The 16356-nt window shown below is 73.5% G+C and carries 11 protein-coding genes, 1 tRNA gene, 1 pseudogene and 1 riboswitch; of the genes and pseudogenes, 11 read left to right on the top strand and 2 right to left on the bottom strand.

The genetic code is table 11. The features are described 5' to 3' along the window. Nucleotides 1-110: 110 nt before the first annotated feature. The 3 genes from HS99_RS08815 (at nt 111) to HS99_RS08805 (ending at nt 5022) form a co-directional block, all read left to right on the top strand. Nucleotides 111-2414 carry a HelD family protein gene (locus HS99_RS08815; RefSeq protein ID WP_030553249.1) on the top strand — a complete coding sequence of 768 codons (2304 nt, stop codon included), beginning with the start codon at nt 111-113 and terminating at the stop codon, nt 2412-2414. A gap of 347 nt (nt 2415-2761) precedes the next feature. After that, nucleotides 2762-4231, top strand: coding sequence for an NAD-dependent malic enzyme (locus HS99_RS08810; protein ID WP_037829531.1), 1470 nt, complete (start codon nt 2762-2764; stop codon nt 4229-4231). 509 nt (nt 4232-4740) lie between these two features. After that, on the top strand, nt 4741-5022 hold the full coding sequence (locus HS99_RS08805) for an HU family DNA-binding protein (RefSeq protein ID WP_030059737.1): 282 nt from the start codon (nt 4741-4743) through the stop codon (nt 5020-5022). A gap of 95 nt (nt 5023-5117) precedes the next feature. Here HS99_RS08805 and murA read toward each other — a convergent pair whose 3' ends face one another. Further along, nucleotides 5118-6458, bottom strand: coding sequence for a UDP-N-acetylglucosamine 1-carboxyvinyltransferase (gene murA, locus HS99_RS08800; protein ID WP_030283988.1), 1341 nt, complete (start codon nt 6456-6458; stop codon nt 5118-5120). Between the two features lie 299 nt (nt 6459-6757). Here murA and HS99_RS08795 point away from each other — a divergent pair, with 299 nt between their 5' ends. The 6 genes and pseudogenes from HS99_RS08795 (at nt 6758) to HS99_RS08770 (ending at nt 14112) form a co-directional block, all read left to right on the top strand. After that, nucleotides 6758-7351 (top strand): YqgE/AlgH family protein, encoded by a 594-nt coding sequence (locus HS99_RS08795; RefSeq protein ID WP_030283990.1) that lies wholly within the window; start codon nt 6758-6760, stop codon nt 7349-7351. A gap of 73 nt (nt 7352-7424) precedes the next feature. Continuing rightward, on the top strand, nt 7425-7703 hold the full coding sequence (locus HS99_RS08790; RefSeq protein ID WP_030283993.1) for a DUF3039 domain-containing protein: 279 nt from the start codon (nt 7425-7427) through the stop codon (nt 7701-7703). 84 nt (nt 7704-7787) lie between these two features. Beyond that, nucleotides 7788-9398, top strand: a complete 1611-nt coding sequence (locus HS99_RS08785; RefSeq protein WP_030283996.1) for a beta-N-acetylhexosaminidase — start codon at nt 7788-7790, stop codon at nt 9396-9398. A 318-nt stretch (nt 9399-9716) separates the two neighbouring features. Continuing rightward, entirely contained in the window at nt 9717-10583 is an 867-nt protein-coding gene (locus HS99_RS46420) for an FAD binding domain-containing protein (RefSeq protein ID WP_046385723.1), read from the top strand. A 71-nt stretch (nt 10584-10654) separates the two neighbouring features. Next, nucleotides 10655-11221: pseudogene (locus HS99_RS48680) on the top strand ((2Fe-2S)-binding protein); the annotation flags it as partial. A 560-nt stretch (nt 11222-11781) separates the two neighbouring features. After that, nucleotides 11782-14112, top strand: a complete 2331-nt coding sequence (locus HS99_RS08770; RefSeq protein ID WP_030284004.1) for a xanthine dehydrogenase family protein molybdopterin-binding subunit — start codon at nt 11782-11784, stop codon at nt 14110-14112. A gap of 119 nt (nt 14113-14231) precedes the next feature. Here the strand turns inward: HS99_RS08770 and HS99_RS08765 are convergent. Then, nucleotides 14232-14303, bottom strand: a tRNA-Cys gene (locus HS99_RS08765). A gap of 83 nt (nt 14304-14386) precedes the next feature. After that, a riboswitch (guanidine-III (ykkC-III) riboswitch) is annotated at nt 14387-14453 on the top strand. A 44-nt stretch (nt 14454-14497) separates the two neighbouring features. Between HS99_RS08765 and HS99_RS08760 the strand changes: the two genes are divergently transcribed. Both HS99_RS08760 and HS99_RS08755 read left to right on the top strand, forming a co-directional pair. Then, the gene (locus tag HS99_RS08760) at nt 14498-14812 is read left to right on the top strand and encodes a DMT family transporter (RefSeq protein WP_030284006.1); all 315 of its coding nucleotides are present in this window, start codon (nt 14498-14500) and stop codon (nt 14810-14812) included. A 95-nt stretch (nt 14813-14907) separates the two neighbouring features. After that, nucleotides 14908-16347 carry an MFS transporter gene (locus HS99_RS08755; protein ID WP_030553252.1) on the top strand — a complete coding sequence of 480 codons (1440 nt, stop codon included), beginning with the start codon at nt 14908-14910 and terminating at the stop codon, nt 16345-16347. Nucleotides 16348-16356: the final 9 nt, after the last annotated feature.

The raw sequence follows: 16356 nt of genomic DNA, 5'->3' as shown, positions 1-16356 counted from the left end.
CACTTTCACCGTCCCGGTGCGGCGCGCCCGCCCGCCCGGGCGTAGGATCATCCGTCCGCTCGTTTTCCGGAGCCGGATTCCGCCGCAACCCCGCCGCAAACCCCGAGGCCATGCAGAGCAACACGGACACCACCCCCACCGCCGATCACGAGACCGTCCGCGAGCGCGAGATCGCCGGTGAGCAGCAGCACCTCGACACCGTCTACCACCGGCTGGAGGAGAAGCTCGCCGAGGCCGAGTACATCCTGGAGGACGCCGCCAAGCGGGTCCACGTCGGCACCCCCGGCGCCCTCGCCGAGCGTGACGCCCAGGTGTACCGGGCCGGCGCGCACCTCCAGCGCCTCAACAACGAGTTCGAGGACTTCCTCTTCGGCCGGATCGACCTCCAGCGGGCGGACGCCCCGGAGGAGCACGGCATCCCGTCCGACACCCCGCTCGACCCGGCCGACCCGGCCGTCGCCGAGACCCTCCACATCGGCCGTCTGGGCGTGCTGGACGCCGAGTACGGTCCGCTGGTGATCGACTGGCGGGCGCCCGCCGCCGCGCCGTTCTACCGCGCCACCCCCGTGGAGCCGGGCCGGGTGATCCGCCGCCGGGTGATCCGCTCCAAGGGCCGCAAGGTGATCGGCGTCGAGGACGACCTGCTGCGCCCCGACCTCACCCCGACCCTGGACGGCGAGGAACTGGCCGTGGTCGGCGACGGCGCGCTGATGGCCTCGCTCGGCCGCGCCCGCAGCCACTCGATGCGCGACATCGTCTCCTCGATCCAGAAGGAGCAGGACGAGGTGATCCGCGCCGCCGCGGCCGGCGCCACGCTCGTCACCGGCGGCCCCGGCACCGGCAAGACCGCCGTCGCCCTGCACCGCGCCGCGTACCTGCTCTACCAGGACCGCCGCCGCTACGCCGGGGGCATCCTGGTGGTCTCGCCGACCCCGCTGCTGGTCTCGTACACCGAGGGCGTGCTGCCCTCGCTCGGCGAGGAGGGCCAGGTCGCCATCCGCGCCGTCGGTTCGCTGGTGGACGGCATCGAGGCGGGCACCTACGACACCCCGGAGGCGGCCCGGGTCAAGGGCTCGGCCCGGATGGTGCAGCTGCTGCGCCGGGCCGCCCGGGCGGCGCTGGAGCTGGGTGCCCCGCAGGAGCTCAAGGTGGTCGCCCGCGGCGAGGTGCTGAAGCTGGACGCGGGCCGGCTTCGGGCCGTGCGCGGCAACGTGGTGGGCTCAGGCGGCACCCCGCTGAACCTGCTGCGTCCGCGTGCCCGCCGACTGCTGCTGGACGCCCTGTGGCAGGAGGCCACCCGGCACCTGCCCAGGCCCACCGACCACTACGGCCGGGAGCAGCGCCAGGAGGAGAAGGAGTCCTTCGACGACTACGTCTCGGACGAGCCGTCCTTCCTGGAGTTCCTGGACGCCTGGTGGCCGGCCCTGAGCCCGCGCCGGGTGCTCGGCACGCTCAAGCAGGCCCGGCACACCAACCGGATCGCCCGCCGAGCCGTCACGCCGGACGAGGCGAGGCTGCTGGCGGCCTCCTGGCGCCACCTGTCCCCGGAGGGCGAGGGCGCGCTGTCGGCGCACGACGTGGCGCTGGTGGACGAGCTGCAGGTGCTGCTCGGCGAGCCGGCCCGGCCGAAGGTCCGCGAGGTGGACGCGGTGGACCTGCTGAGCGGCCTGGAGGAGGTCACCACCTTCGCCGACCGCAGCTCCCGCCGGCGCGACCGCCAGCCGGTGGAGCGCAAGGAGTACGCCCACGTCATCGTGGACGAGGCCCAGGACCTCACCCCGATGCAGTGGCGGATGATCGGCCGCCGGTCCCGGATGGCCACGTGGACCATCGTCGGCGACCCGGCGCAGTCCTCCTGGCCGTTCCCGCAGGAGGCCCAGGCCGCGCTGGACGAGGTACTGGCCGGCAAGCCGCGCCGCCGCTTCACACTGACCGTGAACTACCGGAACCCGGCCGAGATCGCCGAGGTCGCGGCCACGGTGCTGGCGCTGGCCGCGCCGGGCACGCCCTCGCCGAGCGCGGTGCGCCACGTCGGCGTGGAGCCGCGCTTCGCGGCCGTCACCGACCCCGCGCCGGAGGCCTTCGGCAAGGCAGCCCGGGGCGAGCTGGAGCACCTGCTGGGCGAGGTGGACGGGACGGTGGCGATCGTGGTGCCGATGGACCGTCGGGCCGAGGCGGCCGGCTGGACCGAGGGCCTGGGCGAGCGCGTGGTGGCGCTGGGCAGCCTGGAGGCCAAGGGCCTGGAGTACGACGCGACGGTGGTCGCCGACCCGACCGGCATCGCCGGTGAGTCGGAGGCCGGCCTGCGGGTGCTCTACGTGGCGCTGACCCGGGCGACCCAGCGGCTGACCGTGCTGTCCGGCCCGGACGACCTGCCCGACGCGGCTGGTGTGCCCGCGCTGCTGCGCGGCTGACCCGCCCATGACGAAGGCCCCTCACCGATGGTGAGGGGCCTTCAGACGTTTGGAACACCGACCCGCCATGCTCGCCTCGCGGCAAGTGGTCCCTCTGAGGGACGAAGGTTGGGCCCGGGGGCTTGGATCGGGCCGGTGCCTGTCCAATGTAACGCATCGGCCCGCTGAGGCAAGGAGTGGACGGCGGAAGACTGCGGGCGGTCGGGCCCGGTTGTCGGATCCGCACACTCAATGAACGTTATTTCTGGCAATCCCTTGGAAGGTGCGACGATCGAGGTCTAGCATGCGCAGGCGATGACTTCAACAAAATGTTGAGCCTGCGGGACAGACGGAAGAAGGAAGCGTCGATGGCGACCGTGCCCAGTGTCTCCAACTCGATCACGGTGCGACTGGAGGTCCCGGCCCGCGGCAACGCGGTCAGTGCGATCACCACGGCCGTGGAGTCCTCCGGCGGATCCGTGACCGGTCTCGACGTCACCGCCTCCGGCCTGGAGGCGCTGCGGATCGACGTGACCGTGGCGGCTTCCTCGGTGGCGCACGGCGAGGAGATCGTCGAGAAGCTGCGGGCGATCGACGGCGTGTCGATCGGCAAGGTCTCGGACCGGACCTTCCTGATGCACCTCGGCGGCAAGATCGAGATGTCCTCGAAGCTGCCGATCCGCAACCGTGACGACCTCAGCATGATCTACACCCCGGGTGTCGCCCGGGTCTGCATGGCGATCGCCGAGAACCCCGAGGACGCCCGCCGCCTGACCATCAAGCGCAACAGCGTCGCGGTGGTCACCGACGGCTCGGCGGTGCTGGGCCTGGGCAACATCGGCCCGGCGGCCGCGCTGCCCGTCATGGAGGGCAAGGCGGCCCTGTTCAAGCGCTTCGCCGGGATCGACGCCTGGCCGATCTGCCTGGACACCCAGGACACCGACGAGATCGTGGCCATCGTCAAGGCGATCGCCCCGGGCTTCGCCGGCATCAACCTGGAGGACATCTCCGCGCCGCGCTGCTTCGAGATCGAGGCCCGGCTGCGCGAGGCCCTGGACATCCCGGTGTTCCACGACGACCAGCACGGCACCGCGATCGTGGTGCTGGCCGCCCTCACCAACGCGCTGAAGGTGGTCGGCAAGGAGATCGGCGACATCCGCGTGGTGATGTCGGGCGCCGGCGCCGCCGGCACCGCGATCCTCAAGCTGCTGCTGGCCGCCGGTGTCGAGCACGCCACCGTCGCGGACGTCCACGGCGTGGTCCACCTGGGCCGTGACGACCTCAACGACAGCCTGCGCTGGATCGCCGAGCACACCAACCGCTCGGGCCGCACCGGCAGCCTCAAGGAGGCCGTGGCGGGCGCCGACGTCTTCATCGGCGTGTCGGCCCCGAACGTCCTGGACGGCGACGACCTGGCCACCATGGCCGAGCAGGCCATCGTCTTCGCGCTGGCCAACCCGGACCCGGAGGTCGACCCGGCCGTAGCCCGGCAGACCGCCGCCGTGGTCGCCACCGGCCGCAGCGACTTCCCGAACCAGATCAACAACGTGCTGGTCTTCCCGGGCGTCTTCCGCGGCCTGCTGGACGCCCAGAGCCGCACGGTCAACACCGAGATGATGATCGCCGCCGCCCGGGCGCTGGCCACCACCGTCGGCGACGACGAGCTGAACGCCAACTACATCATCCCGAGCGTGTTCCACAAGGACGTCGCCAAGACCGTCGCCACCGCGGTGCGCGACGCCGCCCTGGCCGACGCCCAGGCGCCCACCCCGTCCCGTCCGACCCCCGGCATCGTCGGCACCCTCGACACCTCCGCGTTCCCCACCGTCAAGCTCTGAGGACCGGCCCCGACGACGTGTCGTCGATCGGTCAAATGTCCGATTAGCGGCCATACTCGCCCAAGCCCGCCCCGAACCCTTGCGACACAAGGGCGAGGGGCGTGTTTGGGCTTGTCGTGCCTAGGGCGTACGGTAGCCCTGCACGGGGCAGGCGTGTCCGACAAGTACGGAACGTCCCCCTGGTCTTCCGGCGTGTCGTCCCGACCGCCGCCCGCGCCCGGTCCGCCGGAGCCGACGGAGCGTCACACCTCCAACGGGCGGGCTTTGTTCGGGTGGCTCGGCCGGGGCCCGATTGGCTTTCTCGGGGCCGGTCGGGGCAGGATTCGTTCCCAGGCAGGCGGGCGGGCCTTCGACGGCTCCGGCGCGCGGCATCGGGTACGGACCCGGCCTGCGACCACGCATTGCCTTGCATGAGCACAGTGTGCGGACCTGCGGCCCATCCGGGTGCCCCCCGGTGGAGCACCGATGGGCCCCCGCACACCGCAAGCGAACAGACCACAGGAGTACACATGAACCGCAGTGAGCTGGTGGCCGCGCTGTCCGAGCGCGCCGAGGTGACCCGCAAGGACGCCGACGCCGTTCTGGCCGCCTTCGCCGAGATCGTCGGCGAGGTCGTCGCCAAGGGCGACGAGAAGGTCACCATCCCCGGTTTCCTGACCTTCGAGCGCACCCACCGCGCTGCCCGCACCGCCCGCAACCCGCAGACCGGCGAGCCGATCCAGATCGCGGCCGGCTACAGCGCCAAGGTCAGCGCCGGCTCCAAGCTGAAGGAAGCCGCCAAGGGCGCCTGAGTCACCCCTTGAACGCCCGAGAGGCCGGGCTCCCCGCGGGGAGCCCGGCCTCTCGTCGTGTGGGGGCCTGTCCGCCGGACGGGCCCCACCGTTCGTCACGCGTCGACCAGCTGCTCACTGGGCAGCTCGACGTGGGCGCCGAGGTCCCGCAGCTTCTCCATGAAGTTCTCGTAGCCGCGGTTGATCAGGTCGATTCCGTGGACGGTCGAGGTGCCCTCGGCCGCCAGCGCCGCGATCAGGTACGAGAAGCCGCCGCGCAGGTCCGGGATGACCAGCTCGGCGCCGATCAGCTTGGACGGGCCGGAGACGACCGCGGAGTGCAGGAAGTTGCGCGCACCGAAGCGGCACGGGGTGCCGCCCAGGCACTCGCGGTAGAGCTGGATGTGCGCGCCCATCTGGTTCAGCGCGCCGGTGAAGCCGAGCCGGGACTCGTACACAGTCTCGTGCACGATGGACAGCCCGGTGGCCTGGGTCAGCGCGACCACCAGCGGCTGCTGCCAGTCGGTCTGGAAGCCCGGGTGGACGTCGGTCTCCAGGGCGATCGCCTTGAGCTCGCCGCCCGGGTGCCAGAAGCGGATGCCCTCGTCGTCCACCTCGAACGCGCCGCCGACCTTCCGGAAGGTGTTGAGGAAGGTCATCATCTCCAGCTGGCGGGCGCCGCGGACGTAGATGTCGCCCTTGGTGGCGAGCGCCGCGCAGGCCCAGGAGGCCGCCTCCAGGCGGTCCGGCAGGGCGCGGTGGGTGTAGCCGCCCAGCTCGTCCACACCGGTGATCAGGATGGTGCGGTCGGTGCCCAGGGTGATGATCGCGCCCATCTTCTGCAGCACGCAGATCAGGTCGACGATCTCCGGCTCGATGGCCGCGTTGCGCAGCTCGGTGACGCCCTCGGCGAGGACGGCGGTGAGCAGCACCTGCTCGGTCGCGCCGACCGAGGGGTAGGGCAGCTCGATCTTGGTGCCGCGCAGCCGCTGCGGGGCGACCAGGTAGGTGCCCTGGGGGTGCTTCTCGATGGTGGCGCCGAACTGGCGCAGCACCTCGAAGTGGAAGTCGACGGGCCGGCCGCCGATGTCGCAGCCGCCCAGGCCCGGGATGAAGGCGTGGCCGAGGCGGTGCAGCAGCGGACCGCAGAACAGGATCGGGATCCGCGAGGAACCGGCGTGGGCGTCGATGTCGGCGACGTTCGCGCTCTCGACGTGCGAGGGGTCGAGGATCAGCTCGCCGTCCTCGTCACCGGTGCGCACGGTCACGCCGTGCAGCTGGAGCAGGCCGCGGACCACCTTGACGTCACGGATGTCCGGGACGTTGCGCAGTCTGCTGGGGCCCTGGCCGAGGAGGGCGGCGACCATGGCCTTGGGGACCAGGTTCTTCGCACCGCGGACGCGGATCTCGCCTTCGAGCGGGTTTCCGCCGTGGACCAGCAGGACGTCGTCGGTCATCGTTCTCGCAATCCGGGGTGCCAGAGGAATGGGAACGGCTCCGGGACGGAACCGTTGGTGGACCGGTGGTACGTGCGTACGGGCGCGTTCGGGCCCCCGGAGAATCCGAGTCGGCACCGTAGAGGGGCGTCCACCATCCGTAGATGGTAGTGGGCGTGCCGATGGTTCCCGTGAGCCTCTCCCGTGATGGTGCTCTCTCCGGCCCCGCTCCCGCCCGCCGGTTCGGCCGTACGGGTGTTCGTCCGGCGTGGCGGGGTTTCGAGTGTTGCGGTGTCCGACCGGTGCCGTTCTGCGGGATCATGTGTGGCATGACGGCGGCCCATTCGCACGGAGGCCGGTCGCACACCGGCCGTCTGCTCGTCGCGACGCCCGTGCTCACCGACCCCAACTTCGCCCGGGCGGTGGTACTGCTCCTCGACCACGACGCCGAGGGGGCGCTCGGCGTGGTGCTCAACCGGCCGACGCCGGTCGAGGTGGGCAGTGTGCTGGACGGCTGGGGCAGACTCGTCGGCCAGCCCGCGGTGGTCTTCCAGGGCGGGCCGGTGGCGCTGGACTCGGCGCTCGGCCTGGCGGTCGCCCCCGGGGAGCCGGGCTCCGGCGAGCCGCTCGGCTGGCGGCGGGTGCACGGCGCGATCGGCCTGGTGGACCTGGAGGCGCCGCCCGAGGTGCTGGCCGGGGAACTCGGGAGCCTGCGGATCTTCGCCGGGTACGCCGGCTGGTCGCCGGGCCAGCTGGAGGCGGAGCTGGAGAGCGGCGCCTGGTACCTGGTGGACTGCGAGCCGGGGGACGTCTCCAGCCCCGAGCCGGAGCGGCTGTGGCGCTCGGTGCTGCGCCGCCAGCGCGGCCCGCTGGCCCTGCTGGCGACCTACCCGGACGACCCGACGATGAACTGAGCGGGCGCCCCACGCGCCCGGGCGCGGCGCGACACTGGCCCGGTTTCCGGGGGCGCCCATAGACTTGGCACCCATGAGCACTCTTGAGCCCGAGCGCGGCCTCGGCACCGGCACCCTGGTCGAGCCCGTCCCGCAGGTGTCCCACGGGGACGGCGACCACGAGCGCTTCGCGCACTACGTCCAGAAGGACAAGATCATGGAGAGCGCGCTCTCCGGGTCCCCGGTCGTGGCGCTGTGCGGCAAGGTGTGGGTGCCCGGGCGCGACCCGAAGAAGTACCCGGTCTGCCCGATGTGCAAGGAGATCTACGACGGCATCGGGAAGCCGCAGGGCGGCGACGGCGACAAGCAGTAGCCGTCCGCGGAACGCCGTTTTGCATAGCACCGCGTTTTCGACGTGGTCTATGCCAATCGTGGCGTGCCTGGGCAGGATGTCGGAATGGACCTCATTCCCGCACCTTCGAGTGCCGTCCGGCGCCCGGACGAGGACTTCCCGCTCGACGCCACCACCACGCTGACCGCGCCGCCCGGCCTGGCCGACGCCGAGCGGTGGCTGCGCGGCACGCTGTCCGCGGCCACCGGGCTCCCGCTCGGCCCGGGCCGGCCGGGCACGGGCATCGAACTGGTCCTGGACGGCGCCCTGGCCGCCGAGGCGTACCGGATCACGGTGCGCCCCGGCCACGCCCTGCTCGCCGCGGGTGGCCCGGCCGGCGCGCTGTGGGCCGCGCAGACCCTGCGGCAGCTGCTCGGGCCGGACGCGTACCGCCGCTCGCCGCTGCGGCGGGAGGGCTGGGTGCTGCCCGGCGCGGACATCGCGGACGCGCCCCGGTTCGGCTGGCGCGGCGCGCTGCTGGACGTCGCCCGGCACTTCCTGCCCAAGTCCGACGTGCTGCGCTTCGTCGACCTGCTGGCCGCGCACAAGCTCAACGTGCTGCACCTGCACCTGACCGACGACCAGGGCTGGCGGGTGGAGATCAAGCGCTACCCGGGGCTGACCGGGCGCGGCGCCTGGCGGGAGCGCTCGATGGTCGGCTACCGCTCCGGGCAGCGCCGGGACGACCGCCCGCACGGCGGCTACTACACCCAGGACGACCTGCGCGAGATCGTCGCCTACGCGGCCGCGCGCGGGGTCACCGTCGTCCCGGAGATCGACCTGCCGGGCCACACCCAGGCCGCCGTCGCCGCCTACCCCGAGCTGGGCAACACCGACGTGGTGGACACCGCCGCGCTCGGCGTCTGGACGGACTGGGGGGTGAGCCCCCACGTGCTCAACGCCTCCGAGGAGACCCTGCGCTTCTTCGAGGGGGTGCTGGAGGAGGTCCTGGAGCTGTTCCCGTCCGAGTTCATCCACCTCGGCGGGGACGAGTGCCCCAAGGAGCAGTGGAAGGACAGCGCCGCCGCCCAGGCCCGGATCCACGAGCTGGGCCTGGCCAACGAGGACGAGCTGCAGAGCCACCTCATCCGGCACTTCGACCGCTGGCTGGCCGAGCGCGGCCGCCGGCTGATCGGCTGGGACGAGATCCTGGAGGGAGGTCTCGCCCCGGGGGCCGCCGTGTCGTCCTGGCGCGGGTTCGGCGGAGGGGTCGCCGCCGCGGAGGCCGGGCACGACGTGGTGATGTGCCCCGAGCAGCACGTCTACCTCGACCACCGGCAGGCGGACGGGCCGGACGAGCCGGTCCCGGTCGGCTTCGTGCGCACGCTGGAGGACGTCTACCGCTTCGAGCCGGTCCCGGCGCAGCTGGACGCGGCCGCCGCCCGGCACGTCATCGGCACCCAGGCGAACCTGTGGAGCGAGTTCGCGGACAGCGCCCGGGACGTCGACTACCGGGCCTTCCCCCGACTGGTCGCCTTCGCCGAGGTCGCCTGGTCCGAGCTGCCCGCCGAGCCGGCCGAGCGCGACTACCCGGACTTCGAGCGGCGGCTGCGCGGTCACCTGGAGGTGCTGGACGCGCTGGGCGTCGAGTACCGCCCGATGGGCGGCCCGCGCCCGTGGCAGCGCCGGCCCGGGGTGGCGGGGCGGCCGATCGAGGGACCGCCGCCGGTGCGCTGAGCCGGTGCTCCGGTGCGCTGATGCGTCCATCGGGAACTTATGGGCGGTCATCTGACGTCAAGAACAGATGAACATCTGCCTCGGCCCGATCAGGGTCGGGGCAGATACCGCCCGGTATCCGTCCCAATCGGGCAGTCCCGTTCACCGGTCCCGAAATGATCATCGAGCATTGTGTGCCAGAGTTGCCCAACCCGGCCCGATCGCCCGTACCCTACGGCCAGGCCGGGCTGCTGACGCGGACAGTGCGGCCGCGGCCGCGGGCGGCAGGCGATCGATGAGCAAGTGGAGCACGGTGGGACCCAGGTGAACCGGACGATCATGCTGCCGGCCTCGCTCGACGAGGCCGTCGATGCGCTGGCCGCCGCCCCGGCCGCGGTACCGGTGGCCGGAGCCACCGACCTCATGGAGGCCGTCAACGCCGGACGGCTGCGCCCCGCCGCCCTGGTCGGCCTCGGCCGGATCACCGAACTGCGCGGCTGGCGCTACGAGGACGGCGGCACCGCCGTGCTCGGCGCCGGACTCACCCACGCCCGGATGGACCGCCCCGACTTCGCCGCGCTCATCCCCGCGCTCGCCGACGCCGCCCGCACCGCCGGCCCGCCGCAGGTCCGCAACGTCGGCACCCTCGGCGGCAACATCGTCACCGCCGCCCCGGCCGGCGACACCCTTCCGGTGCTCGCCGCCCTGGAGGCCACCGTCACCCTCGCCCGGGCCGGCGCCAGCCGCGAGGTGCCGGTCAGCCACCTGCTCACCGGCCTCGACCCGGTCCGCCCCGGCGAACTGCTCACCTGGGTGCGGGTCCCGCTGCTGCACGCGCCGCAGGTCTTCCTCAAGGCCACCGGCCGCAGCGGCCCGGCCCGTGCCACCGCCTCCGTGGCGCTCGTCCTCGACCCGGCCCGGCGCGCCGTGCGCTGTGCCGTCGGTGCCGTCGCCCCGGTGCCACTGCGTCCGCTGGAGGCCGAGGCCTGGGTGGCCGGCTGCATCGACTGGGACGGCAGCCGGGAGATCGACCCGGCCGCCGGCGCCGCCTTCGGCGAGTACGTGGCCGCCGCCTGCGTCCCCGACAACTACGGCGCCGAGGGCGCCTGGGAGGCCGTGACCGAGGGGCCGACGGCGGCCGCCGTTCGGCTGCGGCGTACCGTATCGGTGCTGGCCCGACGGGCACTGGGAAGGGCGCTGAAGTGACAACAGACCCCATCGAGACCCTCGACGCCGATCCGCTCGGCCTCGCTCCGCAGGTCAGCCGGGAGCTGCGCCCGTGCGCCTCCTACACGCTGCGGGTCAACGGTTTCGAACGGCCCGTCACCGACGCCTGGATCGGCGAGAGCCTGCTCTACGTGCTGCGCGAGCGGCTCGGACTGGCCGGCGCCAAGGACGGCTGCGAGCAGGGCGAGTGCGGGGCCTGCTCGGTGCAGGTGGACGGCCAGCTGGTGGCCGGCTGCCTGGTGCCCGCCGCGCTGGCCGCCGACAGCGAGATCAACACCGTCGAGGGCCTGTCGGCCGGGGGCGCCGCGAGCGACGTCCAGCAGGCGCTGGCCGCCTCCGGCGCCGTGCAGTGCGGCTACTGCACCCCCGGCATGGCGATGGCCGTGCACGACCTGCTCCAGCGCAACCACCGGCCCACCGAGGTCGAGGCCCGGCAGGCGCTGTGCGGCAACCTCTGCCGCTGCACCGGCTACCGAGGGGTGCTGGCGGCCGTCCAGACCGTCGCGGACGCCCGCGCGCTGGAGGCCGAGGAGGCGGAGCGGGCCGCCGCGGCTGCCGCCGAGGAGGCCGCCGCCGAAGCGTCCGCCGAGGCCGGCGCGCCGGTCGCCGCCGAGCCGTCCGCCGTCGAGACGGAGCCGGTGATCGAGCCGCCGGTCTACGCCGACGCCGAGGCCTGGATCGAGCACGTCCCCCAGCAGCCCTCCGCACCCGAGCAGGACCAGGTGCAGGTCCAGGCGACGGTCGAACAGCCGTACGGAGACGGCGGCTACGACACCGGCGTGTACGACACCTCGGCCCTGACGGCGATGCAGCCAGGCATCCCCGCCCAGGTCGCCGACGACCAGGTGTACTACCAGCCGCAGGGCTACCCCGAGCAGCCGTACCAGGCCACCCCCGCGCACGGCACCTACGTGCCGGCCGGCTACCCGGACGGCCACCAGCAGCAGAACGGCTACGACACCGGCTACGACGCCCCGGTCTACGAGCCCACCCCCGCGCACGGCACCCCGCTGCCCGGCGCCCTCCACGACGGCACGCCCCCGCACGGCACCCCGTACCCGGACCCGCACGGCGCCCCGGCCGACGGCGGTGCCCCGGCCGGCGTCCCGACCACCGGCGTCCCCCACGGCGCCACCCCCGCCCACGGCATCCGGCTCCCCGAGGACGACCACGCATCATGACGTCGCCTACCGACATCGGCGCAGCACTCCAGCAGGACGGCGGCGAGGGCGGCGCCGTACCGGAGCCCTTCGGCCTGGGCAGTTCCCCGCTGCGCAGCGACGCGCTGCCCAAGGCGCTCGGCATCTACCCGTACGCCGCCGACCTGTGGGCCGAGGGGCTGCTGTGGGGCGCGGTGCTGCGCTCGCCGCACCCGCACGCCCGGATCCGCGGCATCGACACCTCGGCCGCGCTCGCCCTGCCCGGGGTGCACGCCGTGGTCACCGCCGCCGACCTGCCGCCCGGCCCGGACGGCCTACCGGACGGCGCTCCGGCCGGCCCGATCATCGCGGACCGGCCGGTGCTGGCCGCCGGCGTGGTGCGCCACCACGGCGAGCCGATCGCCGCGGTGGCCGCCGACCACCCGGACACCGCCCGGCTGGCGGTCGGCCTGATCGCGGTCGACTACGAGCCGCTGGAGGCGGTCACCGACCCAGAGCAGGCCTTCACCGCCCCGGCGCTGCACCCGGACGGCAACCTGTTCCGCCACCTGCCGCTGCGCACCGGCGACCCGGACGCGGTCGGCGAGATCGTCGTCGAGGGCCTCTACCAGGTCGGCCGACAGGACCCGGCCCCGCTCGGTGCCGAAGCCGGCCTGGCCGTGCCGCGCCCGGACGGCGGCGTGGAGCTGCACCTGTCCTCCACCGACCCGCACGGCGACCGCGACCGCACCGCCGCCTGCCTCGGCCTGGAGCCGGACCGGGTCCGCCTGGTGGTCACCGGCGTGCCCGGCGCCACCACCGACCGCGAGGACCTCTCCTTCCAGGTCACCCTGGCGCTGCTGGCGCTGCGCACCGGCCGCCCGGTGAAGATGACCCTCACCCGCGAGGAGTCCTTCCACACCCACACCTCGCGCCACCCCGCACTGCTGCGCTACCGCCACCACGCCGACGCCGAGGGCACGTTGGTGAAGGTGGAGGCGCAGATCCTGCTGGACGGCGGCGCCTACGCGGACGTCTCCGCCGAGGCGCTGGCCGCCGCGACGGCTTTCTCGGTCGGCCCGTACGTCTGCCCGAACGTGTTCGTGGACGCCTGGGCGGTGCGCACCAACAACCCGCCGGCCGGGCGGATGCGCGGCGAGGGCGCGCTGCAGGCCTGCTTCGCGTACGAGTCGCAGATGGACCAGCTGGCCGCCCGGGTGGGCGTGGACCCGGTGGAGATCCGCCGCCGCAACGCGATGTCCACCGGTGATCCGCTGCCCACCGGACAGGCCGTCACCTGCCCGGCACCGGTGAAGGCGCTGCTGGACGCGGTGGCCGCCGAGCCGCTGCCGGCGCTGCCGGTGGACGACCCGGACGCGGAGTGGCTGCTGCCCGGCGGGCCCGGCGGCGCCGGCGACCCGTCGGCCGTGCGGCGCGGGATCGGCTACGCCGTCGGCATGGTGCACATGCTGGGCGCCGAGGGCGAGGACGAGGTCTCCACCGCCACCGTGCGGGTCAGCGGCGACCACGCCACGGTGATCTGCGCGGCCGTCGACGCCGGGCAGGGCTTCGCCACGCTGGCCCGGCAGATCGTGCAGACCGTGCTGGGCGTCAGCGAGGTCTACATCGCACCGGCCGACAGTGACCAGTCGATCGCCGGGCCCTCCGCGCGGGGCCGGCACACCTGGGTCTCCGGCGGGGCGGTCGAGCGGGCCGCGCTGATGGTTCGTCACCAGCTGCTGCAGCCGATCGCGGCCAACTTCGGGATGTCGGTGGAGCTGCTGCAGATCGCCGACGGGAAGATCACCTCCTACGACGGGGTGCTCGGCATGCCGGTCGCCGAGGCGCTGGAGGGCAAGGAACTCTGGGCCACCGCCCAGTGCCGCCCGCACCCGACGGAGCCGCTGGACGAGTCCGGGCAGGGCGACGCCTTCGTCTCCATCTCCTTCTGCGCGATGCGCGCCGTGGTGGACGTGGACATCGAGCTGGGGGCCGTCCGGGTGGTCGAGATGGCCGTCGCCCAGGACGTCGGCCGGGCGCTGAACCCGCGCCAGATCGAGGACCGGATCGAGGCGGGCGTGGCCCAGGGCGTCGGCCTGGCGCTGATGGAGGACCTGCAGACCACGGGCGGGCTGCTGGGCAACCCCTCGCTCACCGGCTACCGGCTGCCCACCTCGCTGGACACCCCGGAGGTGCGGATCGCCGCGCTGCTGGAGGAGCGGGACGTGGTCGCCACCTTCGGTGCCAAGGCGGTCAGCGCGGTGCCGGCGGTGGTCGCGCCCTCGGCCGTCGCCGCCGCCGTCCGGGCCGCCACCGGCCTGCCGGTCGGCCGGCTGCCGATCCGTGCGGAGGACGCCGTCACGGGCTGAGCGGGGTGTCCGGGTCCGAATGCGCGGACCCGGAACGGAGAATGCGGGACCGGAGAATGCGGGACCGGAGAATGCGGAATTGCCGGTCGACCACGGGTCGACCGGCAATTCCTTTTTCGAGGCCGTGGCGGGAATTGAACCCGCGTGCACCGCTTTGCAGACGGTCCCCTGAGCCACTCGGGCACACGGCCAGTGAATTCAGGATGGCCGATCGCCCGAATGGGGTCAATGAACTCCTGTAAATTCTGTGTGGCAATGTGTGCTACCGTCGGAAGCGGTGGCTGTTTTCCCCGCCATCCCGGACGAGCGCGTCGTACCCGGTGACGACAAGACGACGCAGTTCAGCGGCAATCCGGCCGCTGTGGACTGCGGAGGTACGGCCGTCATGGCTTGGCTCGTTCTGATCGTCTCGGGTCTTCTGGAGACCGTGTGGGCGGTGGCCCTGGAATCGTCCAAGGGCTTCTCCCGCCTCGTTCCCGGCCTCGTCTTCGGCGTCGCGCTGCTGTTCAGCATGGGCGGACTGGCGTACGCGATGCGCACCATCCCGATCGGCACCGGGTACGCGGTCTGGGTCGGCATCGGCGCGGTCGGCACCGCGCTCTACGGCATGGCCGTCCTGGGCGATCCGGCGACGGTGGCCCGGATCGGCTGCCTGCTGCTGATCGTCTCCGGCGTGGTGGGGCTCAAGGTGCTGCACTGAGCCCCCGGCGGCCCCGGGTCCTAGGCCTACGGACCGATGCGCTCACCGACTCGGGTCAGGGGTCACCGACACGGACGGACCTTACGATGTTGCGTATGACCACTGCCTCCCCCACCTCGGTCGACTCCACCCCGATACCCGACGGAACCGACCCCGGCGGAGGGGTGCTCGGCGGCCGCTACCGGGCGCTGACGCTGGGGATCGTGTCGGTGGTCCTGGTGATCGCCTTCGAGGCGACCGCCGTCAACACCGCGATGCCGACCGCGGCCCGCCAGCTGAACGGCCTCGGGCTGTACGCCTTCGCCTTCTCCGGCTACTTCACCACCACCCTGTTCGCCCTGGTCGTCTCCGGCCAGTGGTGCGACCGGCGCGGCCCGCTGCGGCCCCTGTTCACCGGCATCGCGGTGTTCGGCGCGGGCCTGGTGGTGGCCGGGACGGCCCCCGGCATGTGGGTTTTCGTGGCCGGGCGGGCGATCCAGGGCCTCGGTGGTGGGCTGGTGATCGTCGCGCTGTACGTGGTGGTCGGCCGGGCCTACCCGGAGCGGCTGCGGCCCTCGGTGTTCGCCGCCTTCTCCTCGGCCTGGGTGCTGCCCTCGATCGTCGGGCCGCTGGTCTCCGGGGCCGTCACCCAGCACCTCGGCTGGCGCTGGGTGTTCCTGGCCGTGCCGGTGCTGATCCTGCTGCCGCTGGCGGTGATGGGCCCGACGCTGGCCCGCTCCGAGCGTGAGCACCCGGTGCTCCGCGGCGCGGACTTCGACCGCCGCCGCACCCTGCTGGCCGCGATGGCCGCGGTCGGCGCCGGACTGTTGCAGTACGCGGGCCAGCGGCGTGACCTGGTCGGGCTGCTCCCCGGGATCGCCGGGGCGGCGCTGCTGGTGCCGGCCGTCCTCGGACTGCTGCCGAAGCGGACCCTGCGCGCCGGGCGCGGGCTGCCGACCGTGATCCTGCTGCGCGGGGTGGCGGCGGGGGCGTTCTTTGCCGCCGAGGCCTTCATCCCGCTGATGATGACCACCGAGCGCGACTTCTCGCCGACGCTGGCAGGGCTCACCCTGACCAGCGGCGGGCTCTCCTGGGCGCTCGGCTCCTGGTTGCAGGGGCGGCCGGGGGCCGAGCGCTACCGCGGGGCGATGATCCGCGGCGGCTTCGTGCTGACGGCCGTGGCGATCGCGGGCGCCGCGCTGGTGCTGATCCCGGCGGTGCCCTCCTGGACGGCCTCGGTGGCCTGGGGCGTCGGTGGCGTCGGGATGGGGCTGACGGTCGCCAGCGTCAGCGTGCTGATGATGCGGCTCTCCGCGCCCGAGGACGCCGGGGCCAACTCGGCCGCGCTGCAGATGAGCGACGCGCTGGGCAACGTGCTGCTGACCGGCCTGGCGGGCGTGCTGTTCGCGGCGCTGGGCGGCGGCTCGCTGGCCGCCGCCCACGAGGGAGCAGGGGACGGGGGCTCGCCCGCCGCCTTCGCCGTGATCCTGCTGGTGATGGCCTCGGTCGCGGTGCTGGGGGCGCTGCTCTCCGGCCGGGTCCGCGCCCGGGCCTGACCGCGCGGC

This window comes from Kitasatospora aureofaciens (genome assembly GCF_001188955.3).
GTDB lineage: Bacteria > Actinomycetota > Actinomycetes > Streptomycetales > Streptomycetaceae > Kitasatospora > Kitasatospora aureofaciens.
The sequence above is the reverse complement of the archived record's forward strand: the minus strand, read 5'-3'. Positions and strand labels throughout refer to the sequence as shown.

What these genes read in the sequence shown, in the direction of transcription:
- HS99_RS08760 (WP_030284006.1), top strand. Translation starts at nt 14,498, where the DNA reads ATGGCTTGGCTCGTTCTGATCGTCTCGGGTCTTCTGGAGACCGTGTGG.
- HS99_RS08795 (WP_030283990.1), top strand. Translation starts at nt 6,758, where the DNA reads ATGTGTGGCATGACGGCGGCCCATTCGCACGGAGGCCGGTCGCACACC.
- murA (WP_030283988.1), bottom strand. Translation starts at nt 6,458, where the DNA reads ATGACCGACGACGTCCTGCTGGTCCACGGCGGAAACCCGCTCGAAGGC.
- HS99_RS08805 (WP_030059737.1), top strand. Translation starts at nt 4,741, where the DNA reads ATGAACCGCAGTGAGCTGGTGGCCGCGCTGTCCGAGCGCGCCGAGGTG.
- HS99_RS46420 (WP_046385723.1), top strand. Translation starts at nt 9,717, where the DNA reads ATGCTGCCGGCCTCGCTCGACGAGGCCGTCGATGCGCTGGCCGCCGCC.
- HS99_RS08785 (WP_030283996.1), top strand. Translation starts at nt 7,788, where the DNA reads ATGGACCTCATTCCCGCACCTTCGAGTGCCGTCCGGCGCCCGGACGAG.
- HS99_RS08810 (WP_037829531.1), top strand. Translation starts at nt 2,762, where the DNA reads ATGGCGACCGTGCCCAGTGTCTCCAACTCGATCACGGTGCGACTGGAG.
- HS99_RS08790 (WP_030283993.1), top strand. Translation starts at nt 7,425, where the DNA reads ATGAGCACTCTTGAGCCCGAGCGCGGCCTCGGCACCGGCACCCTGGTC.
- HS99_RS08815 (WP_030553249.1), top strand. Translation starts at nt 111, where the DNA reads ATGCAGAGCAACACGGACACCACCCCCACCGCCGATCACGAGACCGTC.
- HS99_RS08755 (WP_030553252.1), top strand. Translation starts at nt 14,908, where the DNA reads ATGACCACTGCCTCCCCCACCTCGGTCGACTCCACCCCGATACCCGAC.
- HS99_RS08770 (WP_030284004.1), top strand. Translation starts at nt 11,782, where the DNA reads ATGACGTCGCCTACCGACATCGGCGCAGCACTCCAGCAGGACGGCGGC.